The sequence below is a fragment of the Cryobacterium sp. TMS1-20-1 genome, from assembly GCF_004402355.1.
GTDB lineage: Bacteria > Actinomycetota > Actinomycetes > Actinomycetales > Microbacteriaceae > Cryobacterium > Cryobacterium levicorallinum.
The window spans coordinates 1-18232 of record NZ_SOGF01000038.1; the positions used below are offsets into that span (position 1 = coordinate 1).

An 18232-nucleotide genomic window follows, 5' to 3' on the forward strand; every position below is an offset into this window, starting at 1 on the left:
CGGAGGTGCTGAGTCCGTTCCAGCGGCACCAGGCGCAGTTCGTCGACCGGGTGATCTACCTCGAGAAGGTGATCGCGTGGGCGCAGGCGAGTAAGGCTGAGGTCTTGACGGAGGCGTGGGATTACACCACTAACAGTGCTGAGACCGGCCGTCCCCAGGCCGGACCGCAGCATGAGCATGACTGGGATGCGACGTTCGCCGCTCAGCAGTGCCTGGTCGCCGAAATGGCCTGTGCGCTGCGCATCCCGGCCGGGACAGCGTCTGGCCTGTTGCGGGAGAGCCGGGTGCTGGTCGAGTCCCGGCCCGAGACCCTCGATGCTCTCCGCACTGGGGAGATCTCCCTGCGGCATGCCCAGCGGCTGCTCGAACAGCTCGATTCCGTCTCCGAGCCCGCCCGGGCCGAGTTGGAGGCGGTGTTGCTGCCGCACGCGAAACGCCTCACTCCGGCGCAGTTCGATGGCAAAGCCCGCAAGCTGCGGGAGCGGTTCCACCCCGACAGCATCACCGTTCGCCGCACCCGGTGCCTGGCCGACCGCAAGGTGCAGTTCTTCCCCGACAAGGACGGCACGGCCACCCTCTGGTTACGAGCGGCCGGCGACGACCTGCAAGGCGTCTACACCCGGGTCACCGATGCTGCGATCAGTCTGCAGGGCCCCGATGAGCCCCGCACCCTCAGCCAACTCCGCGCCGACGTCGCCATCGACCTGCTCCAGCAGGGCGTCACCGGCACAGGCCTCGGCGCCGGCCTCACCGCCAACGTCAACATCACCGTCCCCGTCCTCACCCTGATGGGTGTGACTGAGGAACCCGCCGACCTCGAAGGCTACGGCCCGATCGACCCGGAGACGGCCCGCCGGCTCGCTGGGACGGCGACGAGTTTCCTCCGCGTCCTCACCCACCCGCACACCGGCATCGTCCTCGACGTCAGCTCCACCCCGTTCCGCGTGCCCGCGGCGCTGAAGAAATACCTGCGCCTACGCGATGGAACCTGCCGGTTCCCCGGCTGCAACCGCTCCGCCGGCCACGCCGACCTCGACCACACCATCGATAAACAATTCGGCGGCCCCACCACCGCCACCAACCTCCACTTCCTCTCTCCCGCCCACCACAACCTCAAGCACTTCTCCGATTGGAAAGCCGTCGCCGACCCCGACGGCACCGTCCACTGGACCAGCCCCGCCGGCAAACACTACGCCACCGACCCCGCCACCCGCATCAACCCACCGCAACAACAAACCGCGCCAGCATCACCCATGCCGGCCGAGCCGGCACCACCCGTGCCCGACCCGTGGACCACTCCCTCGAACACCGACTGGAACACCGACGACACCGACCCGCCACCGTTCTGACCGCTGAGCGGCGTGACTGACCGTGCTTCGCGGCGGCGGCGGCGGCATCGGCCTCGGTCTCAACCTCATGCAAGTCTGCAAACACATCCGTCCTGCACATGTACATTGCTGGCGTGCACCACTATTAGGTATTGCCTACTACCAGTCCTAGGGTAGTAGTCATGACGCACACACCGAACACGCCGGCCTTGCCGCAAGACGCGCAGTCCTTGCGCGGGGTGCTGCCCATGCTCATCCTGAGCCAACTGCGTCTGGCTGAGTCGTACGGCTATGAACTCGTGGTGCGGCTGCAGAACATTGGGCTCAGCGACCTCTCGACCGGTACGGTCTACCCGGTGTTGTCGCGGCTCGAGCAGGACGGCTCGCTCACCAGTCGCCTAGTGGCGTCCACGGCTGGCCCGGCCCGCAAGTACTACTCACTCAGCCCGGCCGGGGATGCAACTCTCGAGCTGGCGACGGCACGATGGCATGCCCTCATCGCCATCGTGCAGACCGGCCTGACTGCCGCCCCCGCAGAAGAACCACTCCGAGAGGATCAGAAATGATCACCCAAACCACCGAGACCCGATCCACGTTCGGAGTCTGGCGTCGCCGGGAGTCCTACCTGTTCCGGCTCGACCTCTGGCTTGAAGAACGCGTGTCCTTGCGCGAACGTCGATCGATTCTGCGGGAGATTCGCGACAATATCAAAGCGGATGCCGCCGCCCGCGGCATCGACACCGCGCTCGACTCGCTCGACTCACCCCGCGCCCTGGCCCGAAGCTTCGCCGAAGACGGCCGCGGGAACCGGCCATCCTGGAATCGGGCAATCTACTGGTTCACCGGCCTGCTGATGCTCTGGTGGACCCTAGCCTTCGTTTACACGGCCGGCATGCTGTCGGCCCTGATCTCCAGCGGAGCGGAGTCGGCCGAGTCCTACTTCCTCGGGCTGCCGGTATCGGCTTTCAACCGTGAGTCCGGAATCGGCATCGGCTGGGAAGCCTTCTCTGTCGTTGCCTACATTCCTCTGATGGTCATGGTCGTTGCCGCCATCATCGCCGGGCGGTTGTGGCGGTGCGGATCGGCTGCCGATAGCCGGCCCAGGGCAGTCGCGTATTATGGAACGAGTGAATGAGACCCTGCCTCCGTGCCCTGAATGCTCCAGCGACCTGACCTACGAGATGGGCGCCCTGCTGGTTTGCCCGCTCTGCGCCCACGAATGGTCGAATGAACCGGTTGAAGAAGAGCAGGAAGCCGTCGTCAAGGACGCCTTCGGCACCATCCTCACCGACGGCGACACCGTGTCGATCCTCAAGGACCTCAAGGTCAAAGGTCAGGCATTGTCGATCAAGGTCGGCACCAAGGTGCGCAACATTCGATTGGTCGACCCGGTCGACGGCCACGACATCGACTGCAAGGTCGACGGTTTCGGTTTCATGCAGCTCAAGTCCAGCGTGGTCAAGAAGGTTTAAGTGAGCCGGTCGTGACGTGTCAGATTTGCGGTGCCTGGCTGCCGGTTGGTGCCATGTTCTGCGGCGAGTGCGGTAGCTCCCGATCGGCCACCGTGGAATCCCGCAAGCGCCCGGATCCGCGCCCGAACGACACGACCATCATCGCGCGCCTCCCGCACAAGGCCGCGATCATCTCCGTTTCGATTCCCGCACTCGTGCCCGTGCCGGTGCGCGCGGCCGCCGTGACGAACGTCCCCCCCGCAGCATCGACGCTGCCGAGCAGCGCGACCTTCGTTTTGACCTTCAGCACCGGTCAGAAAGTGTCCGTGCAGGGGTCGGGCCTAATCGGGCGCAAGCCCCTGCCGCAACCCGACGAGATCTTCGACGACCTCATTCGGGTAGGGGATGCTGACCGCTCGGTCTCCAAGACTCACCTCGAGTTCGGCCAGCACGACGGCGAATTCTGGGTCAGCGACCGGGTCTCCGGCAATGGCACCGTCATTCGCCGGCCCGGCGAAACGGCCGAGCCGCTCGAACCGGGCCGACGCTACGTACTGCCGCGCGGCACGCGAGTCGAGATCGCCGACCACTCATTCACCGTCGCCTGAACCGTTAGCCGCGGCGGGTCACTCCTCCACCGGTGACCCGGACGCAGATTACGCACGGATGGCTCTCGCACTGCCCACGCGGAGCTGACCCTCTGCTCTGATGGTCCTGTGTCGACCGTTGACGAGAACCTCAGCCTGCCGCCAGCGTCGACCGCGCCGCCACCGGCCGGATTTCCGCTTCTCGCCACCGTGGCGCCACTGGCTGCCGCCGGCCTGATCTGGTCGATCACCGGGTCAGCGTTCGCGCTGATCTTCGCCGTACTCAGCCCGCTCATCGCGGTCGCCAGCATGGTCGACGCGCGGCGCGCCGGGCGCAAACGCCGCCGGACCGAAACCGCCGCACAGGCCGAGGCCGTCACGGTGCTTCGGCTGGCGATCACCGAACGCCAGGCCCGCTGGCGGGAGTCCGCCTGGCAGCAGACTCCCTCGGCCAGGGACATCGTGCTCGGCCGGGCCGCTGCCGCGCGCTGGAGGCAAACGGATGCCACGCTCGTCACCCTGGGCTGTGGGCCGGCCCCGAGTGGCATACGGCTGGGCGGGGCGACCTCCCCGAACGACCATCGAGAACTTCGGGACTGGGCCGCGACCATCAACGACGCTCCGATCGTCGTCGACCTGATGCACGGACTCGGCATCGTCGGTGCTGCGCCCCTTCCCGAAGCCCTGGCTCGGGCGGTGCTCGTACAACTGTGCTTTGCGCTGCCGCCGACCGACGTCGGCTTGGATCTGAACCCCGGCCCCGGGTGGGAGTGGGCAGCCGCGTTTCCACACGACGACGTGTCACCAGCGGCTCGGCGCATCGTGCTGCATCAGGCGACGGCGGGAACGCCTGCCCGCACCGCGCGCGATCTCGGCCAAGGGCGACTGTTGGTCGCCGTCGCAACCCGGCTCGACGATCTGCCGCCGGGTTGCGGAACCGTCGTGCGGGTGATCGGTCCCGGCCGAGCGCAGCTGATCCGATCGCCGAATCGGGCGCCGGCCATCGATTTCTTCCCGGAACTGCTGACCCGGGCCGCGGCGGCCGACTTTGCGGTGGCGCTCGCCCGGCAGGCAAGAGATGCCGGCCTCGTCACTTCGGCCGGGGCGATCCCGGTCGGCGTTACCCTGACCGACCTGCTCGCCGTAACCGCCGCCGCCGACCCGGCCTCGGTCACCCCGACCGGCCTGGGTTGCGTGATCGGAGTCGGATCCGCAGGGCCGGTGCACATCGATCTGGTGCGAGCCGGACCGCACGCCATCGTGGGCGGCACGACCGGCAGCGGCAAGAGTGAGCTCCTGACGACCTGGGTGGCGTCCCTGGCCGCAGCCCATTCAGCCGACCAGGTGAATTTCTCACTCGTTGATTTCAAGGGCGGTGCCGCGTTTGCGCCCCTCGGCAGGCTTCCGCACTGCGTCGGGCTCATCACCGACCTCGATTCCCAGACGGCTGCCCGCGCCCTGGCCAGTCTGGGGGCCGAACTGCGCTTTCGAGAGCGGATGCTCAGCACGGCTGGCGCGCGGGATCTGACCGAACTCGAGCATCCGCTGCCCCGGCTGGTCATCGTTGTCGATGAATTCGCGACCATGCTGGGGGCCTTTCCGGAGCTGCACGCCCTGTTCGTCGACATCGCTGCGCGCGGGCGGTCGCTCGGAGTGCACCTGATTCTGTGCACTCAACGACCGGCCGGGGTGGTGCGTGATGCCCTGATGGCCAACTGCAGTCTGCATCTGTCTCTGCGGGTCAACAACCGGGCTGACAGCCAGGCCCTGGTCGGAACGGATGCTGCGGCCACCCTGGATCCGAATCAACCCGGCCGGTGCGTGATCGCCACCGATACCGCCGAGCCCGTGCTCTGCCAGGTCGCCTCCACCGGAGAAAGCGACATTCTGAAGATTGCGGCGCGTTTCTCTGGCGGCACCGCACCGCGGCGCCCGTGGCTGGATGCGCTTCCGACGCTGGTGACCGAGGCCGATCTGCGCCGGATCGCCGGCGAGGGTGCTCCGGCTCCCGGCTACCCCCTCGGGCTGCTGGACGAACCCGACAGTCAGCGGTACCGGGTGTTCGCCTACGCTCCCGAGCTCGATGGCCACCTACTCGTCGTGGGCGGGTCCGGCTCGGGCAAGTCCACGCTGCTGTGCCACCTCGCTCGGGTGGCTGAATGTCCGGGTGATGCCCCGGTTGCCGTGGAACGAGTGAGCGCTGATGTCGAGGTGACCTGGGACGCACTGGAACGGGTGAGCGCGCGCATAGAAAGCGGGCAGCAGACCGCCGCGCTGCCGCGACTGTTGCTGCTCGACGACTTCGATTCGGTCTTGGCGCGCTGGCAGCCGGATCATCGACTTGCCGCCGCCGATCTGCTCACCGGGTTGCTGCGCGACGGCCCTGCCGCCGGCGTGCACCTCGTCGTCGCCGTGCAGCGGCTGACCAGCACGGTTCCCGGACTCGCCTCACTCTGCCCGAGCACACTGCTGCTTAAGCTCCCCAGCGTGCAGGATCACCTCGCCGCGGGTGGATTGTCGGCCAACTACCACGCCACCCTGCCAGCCGGCGGGGGAGTCTGGCACAACACCCGCGTGCAACTGCTGGCGCCGTTGCCGTTGCCGTTGCAGCTCACCCCGCTCGCCCGGTCGACCGCACAGCTGCCCGAACACGGCCCGCTGCTCGTCGTATCGTCATCTCCGGCGCGCTCCGCCGCGCGACTGCGCGCTGTGCTGGGGGTGCCGGTGGTGGAGCTGGCGGGAACGACCACGCCGGCAGCATCCGCTCTGATCAGCGTCGAAACCGGTCAAACGGATGCCCCCGGCCGGCTGGTCGTCGTCGGTGATGCGGAAACGTGGCAGGCGCACTGGACCCTGCTGACCCGGCTGCGTGGCCAGACTGCCGGCGGCCGGGCCAGCATCGTCTTCGATCGGTGCGGCCTGTCGGATTTTCGGATGGTCAGCCACAGCCGTCAGTTGCCGCCGCCGCTGGCTCCCGGGCGCGGACGAGTGTGGGTGCTGCACCCCGACGGCGACCTGACCCGGGCGATCCTGCCGCAACCGGACGGCGGCCAGGCGAGCGGCTAGGCGAGCGGCCAAGTGAGGGGCCAAGTGAGCAGCTAGAGGAGCACCTCGGCGAGCGGCCGGTGTGTCATTCCGTGGGCGAGCGCGACCGGGGCGCTGATCAGGCGGCCGCCGAACACGTTGAGTCCCTGCGCCAGCGCGGCATCGGCGCGGAGCGCGTTCAGCCAGCCGAGCGTCGCGAGGGCCCGCACATACGGCAGCGTCGCATTCGTCAGGGCATAGGTCGAGGTGTGCGGCACCGCGCCGGGCATATTGGCGACACAGTAGAACAGGGATCGGTGCACGGTGAAGGTGGGGTCGGCGTGAGTGGTCGGATGGCTGTCGGCAAAGCAGCCGCCCTGGTCAACGGCGATGTCCACGAGCACGCTGCCCGATTTCATGCGTGACACCAGCTCGTTGCTGACCAGCTTGGGTGCCTTCGCGCCGGGAATGAGCACCGAACCGATCACCATATCGGCCTCCATGACAGCTTTGTCGATCTCGAAGCTGTTCGAGGCGATGGTCTTGACCCGGCCGAAGTGCAGGGCGTCGATCTCACGCAGCCGAAACAGATTCGTATCGAGCACGGTCACCTCCGCGCCGAGGCCGAGCGACACCTGCATCGCAGCGGTCCCGGCGACACCGCCGCCCAGCACGGCGATCTTGGCCGGATGCGTGCCGGGAACGCCAGGCACCAGCAGGCCGGGGCCACCGTTCGGTTTGAGCATGGCATTGGCACCCACAATTGGTGCGAGTCGACCTGCGACCTCGCTCATGGGCGCGAGCAGCGGAAGCGCGCGGGAGGGCAACTGCACAGTTTCGTAGGCGATCGCGGTGACCTGACTCGCGAGCAGGGCCCGCGTCAGGTCGGGTTCGGCGGCGAGGTGCAGGTAGGTGAACAGCACCAGATCGGCCCGAAAATAGCCGTATTCGCTCGCTACCGGTTCTTTCACCTTGAGCAGGAGGTCGGCGGCCGCCCAGACGCTCGCGGCGTCCGGCAGAATCGTCGCACCGGCCGAGCGATACTGCTCATCGCGGATCGAGGACCCCACCCCGGCACCGGCCTGAACCATCACTTCGTGACCGTGCGACACCAGGTCGTGCACCCCCGCCGGGGTGATCGCGACCCGAAATTCATTATTCTTAATCTCGGTGGGAACTGCGATTCTCATGGTGTTCCTCTCTCGCTCCTGGCCACCACCCTAGTCTCGGTGAACCGACGATTTCGCGGGCGAATATTGCAAGTATGTGCTGATTTCGTGACAAATCGGTTCCAAAATCAATGTTTTGAACACTTCTAGTGTGTAATTACCGCCGATATGTGCAACTATCGACCAACTCGCAACGTCGTGAGCCTTGACCGTGTGCGTGCCCAGAATGCTAGGAGAACCAGATGAAGTCCAAGCCGCTGCCCGCTGATCCCATGATCCGCCAGCTCATTCGTCAGGCGCAGAACTCGCAACTGGGTCGTCGAACGCTGTTGGCCGGGGCCGGTGCCGGTGCCACCGCGCTCGCGCTCGCCGCGTGTTCCTCCGGCGCCACGGCCAAACCCACCGCCGCGGCCGACACCTCGGCCACCGACAAGTCCATCCGCTGGGATAACTGGGCGCTCTACATTGATGTGGACGACGCCGGCAGCTACCCAACGCTTGAGGCGTTCAAGGCGCAGACCGGCATTTCGGTCAAGTACACCGAGGCCGTCGATGACAACAACTCCTACTACGGCAAAGTCAAGGACCAGCTCGCCCTCGGCCAGGACATCGGTGCCGATGTCGCCTGTCTGACCGACTGGATGGTCAGCCGCATGATCCGATTCGGCTACACCCAGGAACTCGATCACGCCAACATTCCCAACCTGGCCAATCTGCTGCCGTCGCTGCAGGACGTCGACTTCGACCCGGGACGGGCCATGAGTGTGCCGTGGCAGGGTGGCTTCGCCGGCCTGGCCTGGAACAAGGAGAAGTATCCCCAGGGACTCAAATCGGTCGAAGACCTCTGGGCTCCCGACCTGAAGGGGCGCGTCGGTGTGCTCTCCGAAATGCGCGACACGATGGGCCTGATCATGCTCGACCAGGGCGTCGACATCTCCGGCGACTGGGGCGAAGACGAGTTCACCGCGGCCATCGACGAATTCAAGAAGCAGGTCGCCGACGGTCAGATCCGAAACATCAAGGGCAACTCTTACAAGGAAGACCTCGCCAACGAAGACACCCTCGCCGCCATCGTCTGGTCCGGCGACATCGTGCAGCTCAACGCCGAAAACGGCGACAAATGGGGCTTCATCGTTCCTGAGAAAGGTGGCACCCTCTGGAATGACAACTTCGTTGTGCCGATCGGCTCGCCCGCCAAAAAGAGCGTGGAACAGCTGATCAACTACTACTACGACCCGGCCGTTGCCGCCGAGGTCGCCGCCTACGTCAACTACATCACCCCGGTCGCCGGTGCCAAGGAAGCCATGATGGCCATCGACCCGGCGTTGGCTGAAGACCCGCTGATCTTTCCCGACGATGCCACCCTCGCCAACGCCTGCGTTTTCCGCGGTCTCGACGGCACCGAAGAGCAGACGTTCAACGCCCAGTTCCAAGCGATCCTGCTGGGCGCAGCCTGATGGCCGTCGGTGCGTTCGCCGATCGTGGTGCTGACCTGGAACTGGTCGGCATTGAAAAACGTTTCCCCGGGTTCACCGCCATTGAAAATCTCAACCTCACCATTCCGGCCGGATCGTTCTTCGCGCTGCTGGGCCCCTCCGGCTGCGGAAAAACGACGACCCTCCGCCTCGTCGCCGGACTGGAAGAACCGACCAGCGGCCGCATCCTGATCGGGGGAACGGATGTGACGAATCAGAAATCCTTCCAGCGTCCGGTCAACACCGTGTTCCAGAGCTATGCGCTGTTTCCGCACATGACCGTGCTGGAGAACGTCGCCTTCGGGCTGCGCCGACGCAAAATCGAAGGCCCCGTGGCCAAGGCGCACGAGGCGCTGCTCCTGGTGGAGCTCGACCACCTCGCCCACCGTAAACCGCAGCAGCTGTCCGGCGGGCAGCAGCAGCGCGTGGCGCTGGCCCGCGCGATCGTCAACCGGCCGGCCCTGCTCCTGCTCGATGAGCCGCTCGGCGCCCTCGATCTCAAACTGCGGCGTCAGATGCAGCTCGAGTTGAAAACCATCCAGGAAGAGGTTGGCCTGACCTTTCTGCACGTGACCCACGACCAGGAGGAGGCCATGACCATGGCCGACACCATCGCGGTCATGAACAAGGGCCGAATCGAGCAGATGGGTGAGCCGCAGCAGCTCTACGAACTGCCCAAGACCGCGTTCGTCGCTAACTTTCTCGGCCAGTCCAACCTGTTCACAGGTCCGGTCGTTGGCACCACGAGTACCGCCATCGCCGTCGACGTCTCCGGGCAGAAGATCGTGGTGCCGCTGGAGCGAGCGCACCGAGTGTCGGGCGAAGTCACCATCGGAGTGCGTCCCGAGAAACTCACCCTGCACGCTGAAGCACCGCTCCAAGACCCCGGCCGCAACGTGATGGGCCCCGGTCGGGTCATCGATGTGTCGTTCAGCGGGGTCAGCACGCAGTACCTGGTCGATGTGCCGGGTGTCGGCACCCTGGTGGTATTCGCCCAGAACATGGCTTTCGGCCCGGCCGCGCACGTCGGTGCCACCTGTTGGCTCAGCTGGAACGTCGACCACGGCTTCGGTCTCGACGACGATCCCGCCCAGAGTCCGAGATTCGAAGCCGACCTCGACACCAAGACAATCGCCCAGCAGCGTCGGTCATCGCTGCTCACGGAGCTCGAGGAGGCCTGAGATGGCCTTTGCCGCATTCTCATCCACGACCGCGCCGTCCGCCGATCCGGCCGCCAGGCGCCGCAGCCCGGTAGCCTTGTTTCTGCTGCTGCCGGGCATCCTCTATCTGGTGCTGTTCTTTCTCACCCCGCTGGTTTCGCTGCTGCTGACCTCGTTCCAGGCGCCGCGGGAGTTTGGGGATATTGGTCAGTACGATTACGCCTTCCGCTGGCAGAACTACGTCGAAGTGGTCACGACCTACTGGCCGCACATTGTGCGTTCGTTCAGTTACGCGCTCGCGGCGACGTTCTTTGCGCTTCTGATCAGCTACCCGCTGGCCTACTTCATCGGGGTCAAGGCGCGAAGATGGCCGCTGCTGCAGAGCCTCATGCTCGTTCTCGTGATCGCGCCGTTCTTCATCAGCTTTCTGCTGCGCACCCTGGCCTGGAAGCAGCTGTTCTCGGACGAGTCCTTCGTGGTTCAGTCGCTCAAGGCCCTGTCGCTGCTGGCACCGGAAGCGCACGTGACCGGCACCGCGTTTTCGGTGATCTTCGGTCTCACCTACAACTTCATCCCGTTCATGACCCTGCCGCTCTACACGACCCTGGAGCGGCTTGACGTGCGCTACCTCGAGGCTGGCAGCGACCTGTACGCGAGCCCGTTCCACGTGTTCCGCAAGGTCACCATTCCGCTGTCGATGCCCGGTATCGTCGCGGGCACCCTGCTCACCTTCATTCCGGCGGCGGGCGACTATATCAACGCCAGCCGGGACTTTCTCGGCGGTACCGGCACCCAGATGATGGGTAACGTGATCGAAGCCAACTTTCTGGTGCTGCAGAACTTTCCCGCCGCCGCGGCCCTGTCGATCATTCTGATGACCGTGATCCTGGTGATCGTCAGCATCTACGTCAAACGATCCGGAACGGAGGAGCTGCTGTGAAACTCTCCCTCGGCAAATGGTTGCTGCCCGTATACAGCGCCCTGGCCCTGCTGTTCCTGATGATTCCGATCGGGTACACCTTCGTCTATTCCTTCAACGACTCGCTCAAGTCGAACATTACCTGGCAAGGCTTCACCTTCGACAAGTGGCTGAACGTCTGCAATGTGCAGAATGGAGCCGTCTGTCAGGCCTTCGGCAATAGCCTGTTCATCGGGGCTGTCGCCACCATTATTGCGACCACGCTCGGCACCATGATCGCGATCGCCATCGTGCGCTACCGGTTCAAGTTTCGATCCCAGACCAGCTTGCTGCTGTTTCTGCCGATGGCGACCCCGGAGGTCGTGCTCGGTGCCGGACTGGCCGCACAGTTCTTGTCGGTCGGGGTGCCGAAGGACATGCTGACGATCATTCTCGCGCACACCATGTTCTGCATCAGTTTCGTGGTGGTCACGGTCAAGGCCCGGGTTGCGAGCCTCGACCCGGCGCTCGAAGAGGCCGGTCGCGACCTCTACGGTTCGGCCGCGCAGGTGTTCGCCCGCATCACCTTTCCCCTGCTGCTGCCGGGTATTCTCGCGGCCGCTCTGCTGTCGTTCGCCCTGTCCTTCGATGACTTCATTATCACGAACTTCAACTCCGGCGCGGTGTCGACCTTTCCGAAATACATCTACATTTCGGCGGCCCGCGGCATCCCGGCTGAGGCCAACGTGCTCGCCTCGGCCGTGTTCATCATTGCTATCGTCGTGGTCGTGACGGTGCAGGTGACGGGAGCGGCCAAGGCGCGGCGCCTGGCCAGGCTCAGCTAGTCGCGCGGCGTGTGCGTTCCCACCCGGAGCGCATCACTCAGTCGCAGGCCGACCGCCGCGCTGGCACCCTGCTCAGGCGCTACCATCGGGCCGAGCGGTAACACCATCGGGAGTGGATGCACCGGGTGCGGCGCCGTGCGGGTCAGCAGGATGCCGCGTTCGACGGCGCACTCCCTGGCCACCCGGAGCTGGCCGTTGGCGAGTTAGCGCAGCCCCCTGTGCTCCAGCTTGGAACTCCAGCTTGACGTGCCGAAGGCCAGGTCGTGCGCGGCGACGGTCACGACGGTCAGCCCACGCGTCGCCGCATCGAGGGCCACCCAGGGCCCGGTGACGCCGAGGCCGACGACGAGCAGGTCGACGACCCGGCCGTCAGCCGCTTCGGCCAGTTCGCGCTCGCGGCCGGATTCCCTGCGCGGTGCGCCTGCCGGGCAACGATCTGCGCGGAGGTTTCCTCCCAGCTCTGCTCGACATCATCGGCGCCAGCAGCGTGACGATCGACGCTGAGGCTCGGGTATGGCACACCGGCGGCAAGTCCACCCCCGATCTGATTCGGCTGCGCTCCGGAGACGGGAGCGCTGCCCCGGACGCCATCGTGACTGTGGGCAGTCACGAGCAGGTGCTCATGATCATCACGCTGTGCTCGCAGCATCGAATAGCCCTGGTTCCGTTCGGCGGCGGCAGCTCGGTGGTCGGCGGCCTGGGCGTGGTCCTGGTCGGTCCGGTCGATGCCTACGCTGACAGCGACCGGATCGGGCCGCTTCCGGTCGGGGTGTTCGTGCGGCCGGGCGCCCTCAACGTGATTGCGCCCGATCGTTCCGAACCCGGTCAGACGTAGCTGGCGCGAATTTCCCCGACCGGCCGGCCACCACCGGTGACGGTGAGTCCGAGCTCGGGCAGTAACTCATCGACATCCGCTCGCTTGATGGCACCGGCGTCGGCGAGCAGACCTACGGCGACGGTCGCTGCGGCGCGCAGGTTACCGTCCAGAATCTTCAGCGCCACAGTGGTGCCGTTTTCGGCGGCGGCCACCATGATGCCCTCGGCACCGCCCTTCACGAACAGGCCGAGCCGGTCGATGACGATGCTGTCGGAGTGTCCGGGGCCGGCCACAACCCACCCGTTGGCACGCACTGCTTCGGCCAGAAAACCGGCCTCACGGTAGATCGCAAACGGCGAGTTGGACTTGCTCGTGGCGATGCGGGCGATGCCGCGGGCCAGGCCGGTAAGCGAAATGGAGTGCACGGGCGCGCCGCAGCCATCAACGCCCGAGACCAGCGGACGTTCGCCGGTGAACCGTTCGAGCACGTCGAGAATGCGTTTTTGCAGCGGATGCTCCGGCTGCAGATAACCCTCGATCGCCCAGCCGTTCTGCTGGCAGGCGACGAGCATCGCCGCGTGCTTGCCCGAGCATTCCATGTACACCGGAGCCTTGCCGGCTCCGAGTCGCACCAGGGCGTCCCGCGCGGCGGAGTCGATCGGCCAGGCGGCCGGGCAGGCGAGCGCCGTTTCGGGTACTCCGGCCCGGCTGAGCAGCCCGCGCACCAGTGCGACGTGTTCTGGCGTACCGATGTGACTCGCGGTCGCGATCGCAGCATCCGCTCCCCGCAGGGCGACGCCGCTCGCCATGACCGCGACAGCCTGGAACGGTTTCATCGCCGAGCGCGGAAAGACCGGGCTGGTGACATCGCCGAGGGCACGCAGCACCTCACCGTTGGTACCGAGCACGATCGCCGAACCGGCATGCCGGGATTCGACGAAACCGCTGCGTTCGACGACAGCGAGTTCGACGGAATCGTTGACCGTGAAGGTTTCAGTGGTCACGTTAGAGTGCGGCGATCGCATCGTCGATCACCGAGAGGGCGTCGATGATGAGCGCATCGGACAGCGCGAGGCTCGGCAGGAACCGCAGCACGTTGCCGTAGGTGCCGGCTGTGAGCAGCAGCACGCCCTGCTGGCTCGCGTAGGCGGAGATGGCGGTCACCGCAGCGGCGTTCGGGGCCTTCGTCGTGTCGCCGGTACCGGGCTGCACGAGTTCGATCGCCATCATGGCGCCGCGACCGCGAATTTCGCCGATGATGTCGTACTTGTTCTTCAGTGCGGTCAGGCCAGCGGTGAGAGACTTTTCGATGCGCTGCGCCTCGGCCAGCAGGTTGTTGGCCTTGATCGCGTCGAACACGGCGATCGCCGCAGCACAGGAGACGGGGTTGCCGCCGAAGGTGCCGCCGAGCCCGCCGGGCTGGGAGGCATCCATGATGTCGGCGCGGCCGGTGACGGCGGCGAGCGGAAAGCCGCCGGCGATGCCCTTGGCGGTGAGCACGAGGTCGGGGATCCAGCCGAAGTGCTCGCTCGCGTAGTACTTGCCCGAGCGGGCCATGCCGCTCTGAATTTCATCGGCGATCATGACGACACCGTTGGCGGTGCACCAGTCCTGCAGCGCGGGCAGGTAGCCATCCGCTGGCACCATGAATCCGCCCTCGCCCTGAATGGGTTCGACGACCAGGCAGGCCAGATCGGATGCCCCGATCACCTTGTCGAGGTAGGCGATGGTGCGAGCAGCCGCTTCAGCGCCGGATAGACCGTCGTGATACGGGTAGGAGCTCGGTGCGTGGTAGACGTCGCTGGCGAGCGGGCCGTAGCCGGTGGCGTACGGCATAGCCTTGTAATTCATGGCCATGGTCAGCACGGTACGGCCGTGGTAGGCGTGGTCGAGCACCGCGACGGCACGACGGCCGGTGTACTTGCGGGCGATCTTCACGCCGTTCTCAACGGCTTCCGCGCCGGAATTGATGAGCACGCTCTTCTTGGCGAAGTCACCGGGAGTGTGCTCGGCGAGCAGCTCGGCGACGCGAACGTACTCTTCGTACGGCGTGACGGTGAACAGAGTATGGATGAAGTCTTGGGACTGTTCGACGGCGGCCGCGACGACACTGGTCTCGGTGTGGCCGATCGTGGTCACACCGATGCCGGCACCGAGATCGATGAACTGGTTGCCGTCCACGTCGACCAGGATCGCGCCGTTGGCCTTGGCAATGTAGACGGGCAGCATGGAACTGACCCCGTCGGAGACGACCGCCCGACGCCGCTCATGCAACGCCGCCGAGATCGGACCGGGGATAGCCGTGACGATCTTTCGTTCTTGCGTGACAGAGTACGCGGTGACGGTGGCAGAGTTTGTGAGGGTGTCAGTCATGATTCCCCTACTGTACCTAATAGTGCTGTACCGACCATGGGCGCGGTGTTCCTGAGTTCGCCTGCAAGAATCTTTGAGAGCAAGGGAAGAAGCATGAACGGAGTGCACGAATATGCGGTGCGGGTTGAGTGGACCGGCAATCGCGGTACCGGAACCAGCCACTACAAGGCCTATGGACGTGACCATCTGATTTCACCGGCCGGTCGGGCATCCGCTGAGAAAACACCGATCAGTGGCTCGTCCGACCCAACCTTCCACGGTGACAACGACCGGTGGAATCCGGAAGAGCTGCTGCTCGCGGCGCTCAGCCAGTGCCACCTCCTGTCGTATCTGCACGTGGCGGTCCGCAACGGAGTCACGGTGACGGCGTATACGGATGCCCCGGTCGGCACCATGGAACAGGTGGCCGGCGGCGGCCACTTCACGGCGGTCACCCTGCGGCCCCGAGTGACCATTACCGACCCCGAACAGGTGGAGTTCGCGCAGTCGCTGCACGCCGAGGCCGCCCGCGAATGCTTCATTGCGGCGTCGGTGAACTTTCCGGTCGGGCACGAGCCGGTCACGGTCGCCTGACGCGTAGCGCGTCGCCGAGCCGTGAGTTTGAGGCACGGCGCCCGAAGTCCGGGTGCCGCGGCTTGGCCGGCTGCGCATCCGGATCGGTGAAGCGCGGGCTGGCGCGGCGCGGCGCATCCGCTCGAGTGTCGCCGGTGCGGCGCTGCTCGATTTTCTGCTGGTGTTGCGCCCCGTGTGGTGGGTGCTGCGCGGCTGGGTTGTTTATGCGGTCGTCGCGGTCCTCGCAGGCGGCGGGATCAGCACAGTGCCGACCGACCCGTTGCGGTGGGTCGTGCTCGCGGCCTTCGTGATTCTGAGTGTGCAGTGGGGTCGTGGCCGGTGGCTGCCTTGGCGCTGGCTTCCCCGTTTTCGTACCCTGGTCAGCGTGTGCGCGGTTCTCGTTCTGCCGATCGTGCTGTTGGCCTCGGCGCACAATGCCGGAGCGCAGAACAGTGCGTACGTGGACTACAACTCGGCGCCAACGCCGGGACTGATGCAGAACGGCCAGGCAGTGACCAACGTGTTCGCCTACGACGCCGACGGCCAGCCGCTCACCGACGTGCAGTTGTTCGACCAGGACGGCCGCGCGCTCAACGTGGTCAACGACCCGGTCAATACCAACTACCTGACCCAGTTTGATGCCGCCGGCGACAAGGATATGGTCATGCCGAGCCTGCTGGTGCCGGGCGGCGGCGGCTGGAATGTGTTCCCGCTGCGGCTGGTGACCTCCGACGATGTCGACTACACCTACGACCATCTCGGGCAGGCCTACCAAGCGGATGCCGCGCCCGCGCCGTTCCCGTTCGCCCAGGTGCGGCCGCTGGTCGAGCTTCCGGCGGTGGGGGAGCCGTCGCCCACGCCGGCACCCGCGTTATCGCCGGAACCGACAGCCGCGCCCACGCTGTCGCCGGGACCGACGGCATCCGCTGCGCCGACGGCCGAACAATGATGCGCCGGTCCGAGGTACAGACCGTCATCAGCCCGTCGGCCGTCGACCTGCCGCCCACCCAGTCCGTTGACATCACCGATTGGATTGCCGCTGTGAACGACGCCGGGTAGCTGCCCACCCGACCCGACTCAAGCGTCACGGGCACCGCCGAGCCGTGAGTTTGAGTCCATTTCTGGGCAAAAACGGGCCGATACTCACGGGTCGGTGCTGGAAACTCACGGCTCGGCGACGCGGGAGCGGCGCCGCTGGCTACTACGCGGGGTAGGCGGCCACCAGGGCGGTGAGGGCCTCTTCGATCACGGTCGCGGCATCGTCGATGAGCTCGTCGGAGATCACGACGCTCGGCATGATGCGCAGCACTGAGTCCCAACTGCCGGCGTCGAGCACGATGACACCGTTTGTGGTCGCGTGCTTGATCACGGCGGTGAGCGCCTCGGGATAGGGCTTCTTGGTGCCGGGGTGCACGAGCTCGACGCCGAACATGGCGCCCTTACCGCGCACCTCACCGACAATGGAGAACTTCTCGGCCCAGTCGCCGATGCGCGCCTGCAGCGCCTGCTCAACTCGCTTGGCCTCGCCGAGCAGGTCGTCGCGCTCGATCAGGTTGAACACCGCGAGGGCGGCCGCGGTCGAGACCGGGTTGCCACCGAAGGTGCCGCCGATGCCGCCGGGCTGCACGGAATCCATGATGTCGGCACGTCCCGTGACCGCCGCGAGCGGGAATCCACCGGCGATGCCTTTGGCCGTGGTGACCAGGTCGGGCACGACGTCGTGGTGCTGGATCGAGTACCAGACCCCGGTGCGGGCGAGGCCGGCCTGGATCTCATCGGCCACGAAGACGATGCCGTTCTCGGTGCAGAATTCGCGGATGCGCTGGAAGTAGCCGGGCGCGGGAATGACGATGCCACCGTCGCCCTGGATCGGCTCGACGAAGAACGCCGCGATCTCGGTCGCGCCGATGTGAGTGGTGATGTAGTCGATGGTCTTCTCGGCCGCTTCGAGCCCGCTCAGGCCGTCGCGGAACGGGTAGCTCGTCGGCACGCTGTAGATCTCACCGGGGAACGGGCCCATGCCGGCGCGCTCCGGCCAGGGCCGATAGGTCATCGCCATGGTCAGGTTGGTGCGGCCGTGGAAGGCGTGGTCGAGAGCCACGATGGCGCGGCGACCGGTGAACTTGCGGGCGATCTTCACCGCGTTCTCCACGGCCTCGGCACCGGTGTTGACCAGAATCGAGTGCTTTTCAAAGTCGCCGGGGGTGATCTCCGCGAGCTTCTCCGCCACCGCCACATAATTCTCGTACGGCGTGACCGTGAACAGGGTGTGGGTCAGCTTCGCTGCCTGAGCGGATGCTGCCGCCGCGACATCCGGATGCGCGTGACCGATAGTGGTCACCCCGATACCGCAGCCGAGGTCGATGATCTGGTTGCCGTCGACGTCGACCAGGATGGCTCCGGCGCCGTGGTCCATGTAGATATTGGCGAGGGTGCCGGCGCCGCGGGCGACGGTCTTCTCACGCCTGGCCTGCAGTTCAACCGACTTGGGGCCGGGAAGAGCCGTGACGAGTTTGCGTTGCTGGGGCACCGAATACGTTGCAGTCATTCGTC

General features: G+C 66.0%; 20 protein-coding genes. 14 read left to right on the plus strand and 6 right to left on the minus strand.

The annotated features are described in order from the left end of the window. The 6 genes from E3O45_RS18280 to E3O45_RS08370 form a co-directional block, all read left to right on the plus strand. Positions 1–1349 (plus strand): HNH endonuclease signature motif containing protein (locus E3O45_RS18280; RefSeq protein ID WP_134442989.1); only part of this gene is annotated, 1349 nt, incomplete at its 5' end. A 161-nt stretch (positions 1350–1510) separates the two neighbouring features. Beyond that, positions 1511–1894 carry a PadR family transcriptional regulator gene (locus tag E3O45_RS08350; RefSeq protein ID WP_134442990.1) on the plus strand — a complete coding sequence of 128 codons (384 nt, stop codon included), beginning with the start codon at positions 1511–1513 and terminating at the stop codon, positions 1892–1894. Further along, the gene (locus tag E3O45_RS08355) at positions 1891–2463 is read left to right on the plus strand and encodes a hypothetical protein (RefSeq protein ID WP_134442991.1); all 573 of its coding nucleotides are present in this window, start codon (positions 1891–1893) and stop codon (positions 2461–2463) included. The genes E3O45_RS08350 and E3O45_RS08355 overlap by 4 nt, the downstream gene beginning before the upstream one ends. Then, positions 2447–2800, plus strand: a complete 354-nt coding sequence (locus tag E3O45_RS08360; RefSeq protein ID WP_134442992.1) for a zinc ribbon domain-containing protein YjdM — start codon at positions 2447–2449, stop codon at positions 2798–2800. Before E3O45_RS08355 ends, E3O45_RS08360 begins: the two co-directional genes overlap by 17 nt. 11 nt (positions 2801–2811) lie before the next feature. After that, positions 2812–3387, plus strand: a complete 576-nt coding sequence (locus E3O45_RS08365) for an FHA domain-containing protein (protein ID WP_241985283.1) — start codon at positions 2812–2814, stop codon at positions 3385–3387. A gap of 108 nt (positions 3388–3495) precedes the next feature. Further along, the gene (locus E3O45_RS08370) at positions 3496–6432 is read left to right on the plus strand and encodes an FtsK/SpoIIIE domain-containing protein (RefSeq protein ID WP_134442993.1); all 2937 of its coding nucleotides are present in this window, start codon (positions 3496–3498) and stop codon (positions 6430–6432) included. A gap of 32 nt (positions 6433–6464) precedes the next feature. On the opposite strand, the gene ald is transcribed toward E3O45_RS08370, so the two are convergent. Beyond that, on the minus strand, positions 6465–7580 hold the full coding sequence (gene ald, locus E3O45_RS08375; RefSeq protein ID WP_092450110.1) for an alanine dehydrogenase: 1116 nt from the start codon (positions 7578–7580) through the stop codon (positions 6465–6467). Between the two features lie 221 nt (positions 7581–7801). Here ald and E3O45_RS08380 point away from each other — a divergent pair, with 221 nt between their 5' ends. Genes E3O45_RS08380 through E3O45_RS08395 form a run of 4 tightly spaced genes read left to right on the plus strand, consistent with a single transcriptional unit; the run spans position 7802 to position 11937 of the window. Further along, a complete protein-coding gene (locus E3O45_RS08380) occupies positions 7802–9016 on the plus strand; it encodes a PotD/PotF family extracellular solute-binding protein (RefSeq protein ID WP_134442994.1) in 1215 nt (404 codons plus the stop codon). After that, the gene (locus tag E3O45_RS08385; RefSeq protein WP_104131312.1) at positions 9016–10215 is read left to right on the plus strand and encodes an ABC transporter ATP-binding protein; all 1200 of its coding nucleotides are present in this window, start codon (positions 9016–9018) and stop codon (positions 10213–10215) included. The genes E3O45_RS08380 and E3O45_RS08385 overlap by 1 nt, the downstream gene beginning before the upstream one ends. Position 10216: 1 nt before the next feature. Then, complete coding sequence (locus tag E3O45_RS08390) at positions 10217–11134, plus strand: ABC transporter permease (RefSeq protein WP_092450104.1); 918 nt, start codon at positions 10217–10219, stop codon at positions 11132–11134. Further along, a complete protein-coding gene (locus tag E3O45_RS08395; RefSeq protein ID WP_174843073.1) occupies positions 11131–11937 on the plus strand; it encodes an ABC transporter permease in 807 nt (268 codons plus the stop codon). Before E3O45_RS08390 ends, E3O45_RS08395 begins: the two co-directional genes overlap by 4 nt. Here the strand turns inward: E3O45_RS08395 and E3O45_RS17990 are convergent. Then, positions 11934–12119 carry a hypothetical protein gene (locus E3O45_RS17990; protein ID WP_241985284.1) on the minus strand — a complete coding sequence of 62 codons (186 nt, stop codon included), beginning with the start codon at positions 12117–12119 and terminating at the stop codon, positions 11934–11936. The two genes, E3O45_RS08395 and E3O45_RS17990, sit on opposite strands and share 4 nt — an antisense overlap. 21 nt (positions 12120–12140) lie before the next feature. Next, complete coding sequence (locus E3O45_RS17995) at positions 12141–12254, minus strand: hypothetical protein (RefSeq protein ID WP_241985285.1); 114 nt, start codon at positions 12252–12254, stop codon at positions 12141–12143. Between E3O45_RS17995 and E3O45_RS18000 the strand changes: the two genes are divergently transcribed. Then, on the plus strand, positions 12201–12428 hold the full coding sequence (locus tag E3O45_RS18000; protein ID WP_241985290.1) for a hypothetical protein: 228 nt from the start codon (positions 12201–12203) through the stop codon (positions 12426–12428). The two genes, E3O45_RS17995 and E3O45_RS18000, sit on opposite strands and share 54 nt — an antisense overlap. Then, on the plus strand, positions 12425–12772 hold the full coding sequence (locus E3O45_RS08405; protein WP_241985289.1) for an FAD-binding protein: 348 nt from the start codon (positions 12425–12427) through the stop codon (positions 12770–12772). Before E3O45_RS18000 ends, E3O45_RS08405 begins: the two co-directional genes overlap by 4 nt. Here the strand turns inward: E3O45_RS08405 and E3O45_RS08410 are convergent. Both E3O45_RS08410 and gabT read right to left on the minus strand, forming a co-directional pair. Next, positions 12763–13779: an asparaginase gene (locus E3O45_RS08410; protein ID WP_134442996.1), complete on the minus strand. Its 1017-nt coding sequence runs from the start codon at positions 13777–13779 to the stop codon at positions 12763–12765. The two genes, E3O45_RS08405 and E3O45_RS08410, sit on opposite strands and share 10 nt — an antisense overlap. Next, positions 13760–15127: a 4-aminobutyrate--2-oxoglutarate transaminase gene (gabT, locus tag E3O45_RS08415; RefSeq protein ID WP_134442997.1), complete on the minus strand. Its 1368-nt coding sequence runs from the start codon at positions 15125–15127 to the stop codon at positions 13760–13762. Before gabT ends, E3O45_RS08410 begins: the two co-directional genes overlap by 20 nt. Positions 15128–15220: 93 nt before the next feature. Between gabT and E3O45_RS08420 the strand changes: the two genes are divergently transcribed. Then, complete coding sequence (locus tag E3O45_RS08420; RefSeq protein WP_134442998.1) at positions 15221–15700, plus strand: OsmC family protein; 480 nt, start codon at positions 15221–15223, stop codon at positions 15698–15700. A gap of 52 nt (positions 15701–15752) precedes the next feature. Next, positions 15753–16628 carry a hypothetical protein gene (locus tag E3O45_RS08425; RefSeq protein WP_134442999.1) on the plus strand — a complete coding sequence of 292 codons (876 nt, stop codon included), beginning with the start codon at positions 15753–15755 and terminating at the stop codon, positions 16626–16628. A 252-nt stretch (positions 16629–16880) separates the two neighbouring features. On the opposite strand, the gene E3O45_RS08430 is transcribed toward E3O45_RS08425, so the two are convergent. Beyond that, positions 16881–18227: an aminotransferase class III-fold pyridoxal phosphate-dependent enzyme gene (locus E3O45_RS08430; RefSeq protein ID WP_134443000.1), complete on the minus strand. Its 1347-nt coding sequence runs from the start codon at positions 18225–18227 to the stop codon at positions 16881–16883. Positions 18228–18232 lie beyond the last annotated feature (5 nt).

What these genes read in the sequence shown, in the direction of transcription:
- E3O45_RS08350 (WP_134442990.1), top strand. Translation starts at nt 1,511, where the DNA reads ATGACGCACACACCGAACACGCCGGCCTTGCCGCAAGACGCGCAGTCC.
- E3O45_RS08355 (WP_134442991.1), top strand. Translation starts at nt 1,891, where the DNA reads ATGATCACCCAAACCACCGAGACCCGATCCACGTTCGGAGTCTGGCGT.
- E3O45_RS08360 (WP_134442992.1), top strand. Translation starts at nt 2,447, where the DNA reads ATGGAACGAGTGAATGAGACCCTGCCTCCGTGCCCTGAATGCTCCAGC.
- ald (WP_092450110.1), bottom strand. Translation starts at nt 7,580, where the DNA reads ATGAGAATCGCAGTTCCCACCGAGATTAAGAATAATGAATTTCGGGTC.
- E3O45_RS08380 (WP_134442994.1), top strand. Translation starts at nt 7,802, where the DNA reads ATGAAGTCCAAGCCGCTGCCCGCTGATCCCATGATCCGCCAGCTCATT.
- E3O45_RS08385 (WP_104131312.1), top strand. Translation starts at nt 9,016, where the DNA reads ATGGCCGTCGGTGCGTTCGCCGATCGTGGTGCTGACCTGGAACTGGTC.
- E3O45_RS08390 (WP_092450104.1), top strand. Translation starts at nt 10,217, where the DNA reads ATGGCCTTTGCCGCATTCTCATCCACGACCGCGCCGTCCGCCGATCCG.
- E3O45_RS08410 (WP_134442996.1), bottom strand. Translation starts at nt 13,779, where the DNA reads ATGCGATCGCCGCACTCTAACGTGACCACTGAAACCTTCACGGTCAAC.
- gabT (WP_134442997.1), bottom strand. Translation starts at nt 15,127, where the DNA reads ATGACTGACACCCTCACAAACTCTGCCACCGTCACCGCGTACTCTGTC.
- E3O45_RS08420 (WP_134442998.1), top strand. Translation starts at nt 15,221, where the DNA reads ATGAACGGAGTGCACGAATATGCGGTGCGGGTTGAGTGGACCGGCAAT.
- E3O45_RS08430 (WP_134443000.1), bottom strand. Translation starts at nt 18,227, where the DNA reads ATGACTGCAACGTATTCGGTGCCCCAGCAACGCAAACTCGTCACGGCT.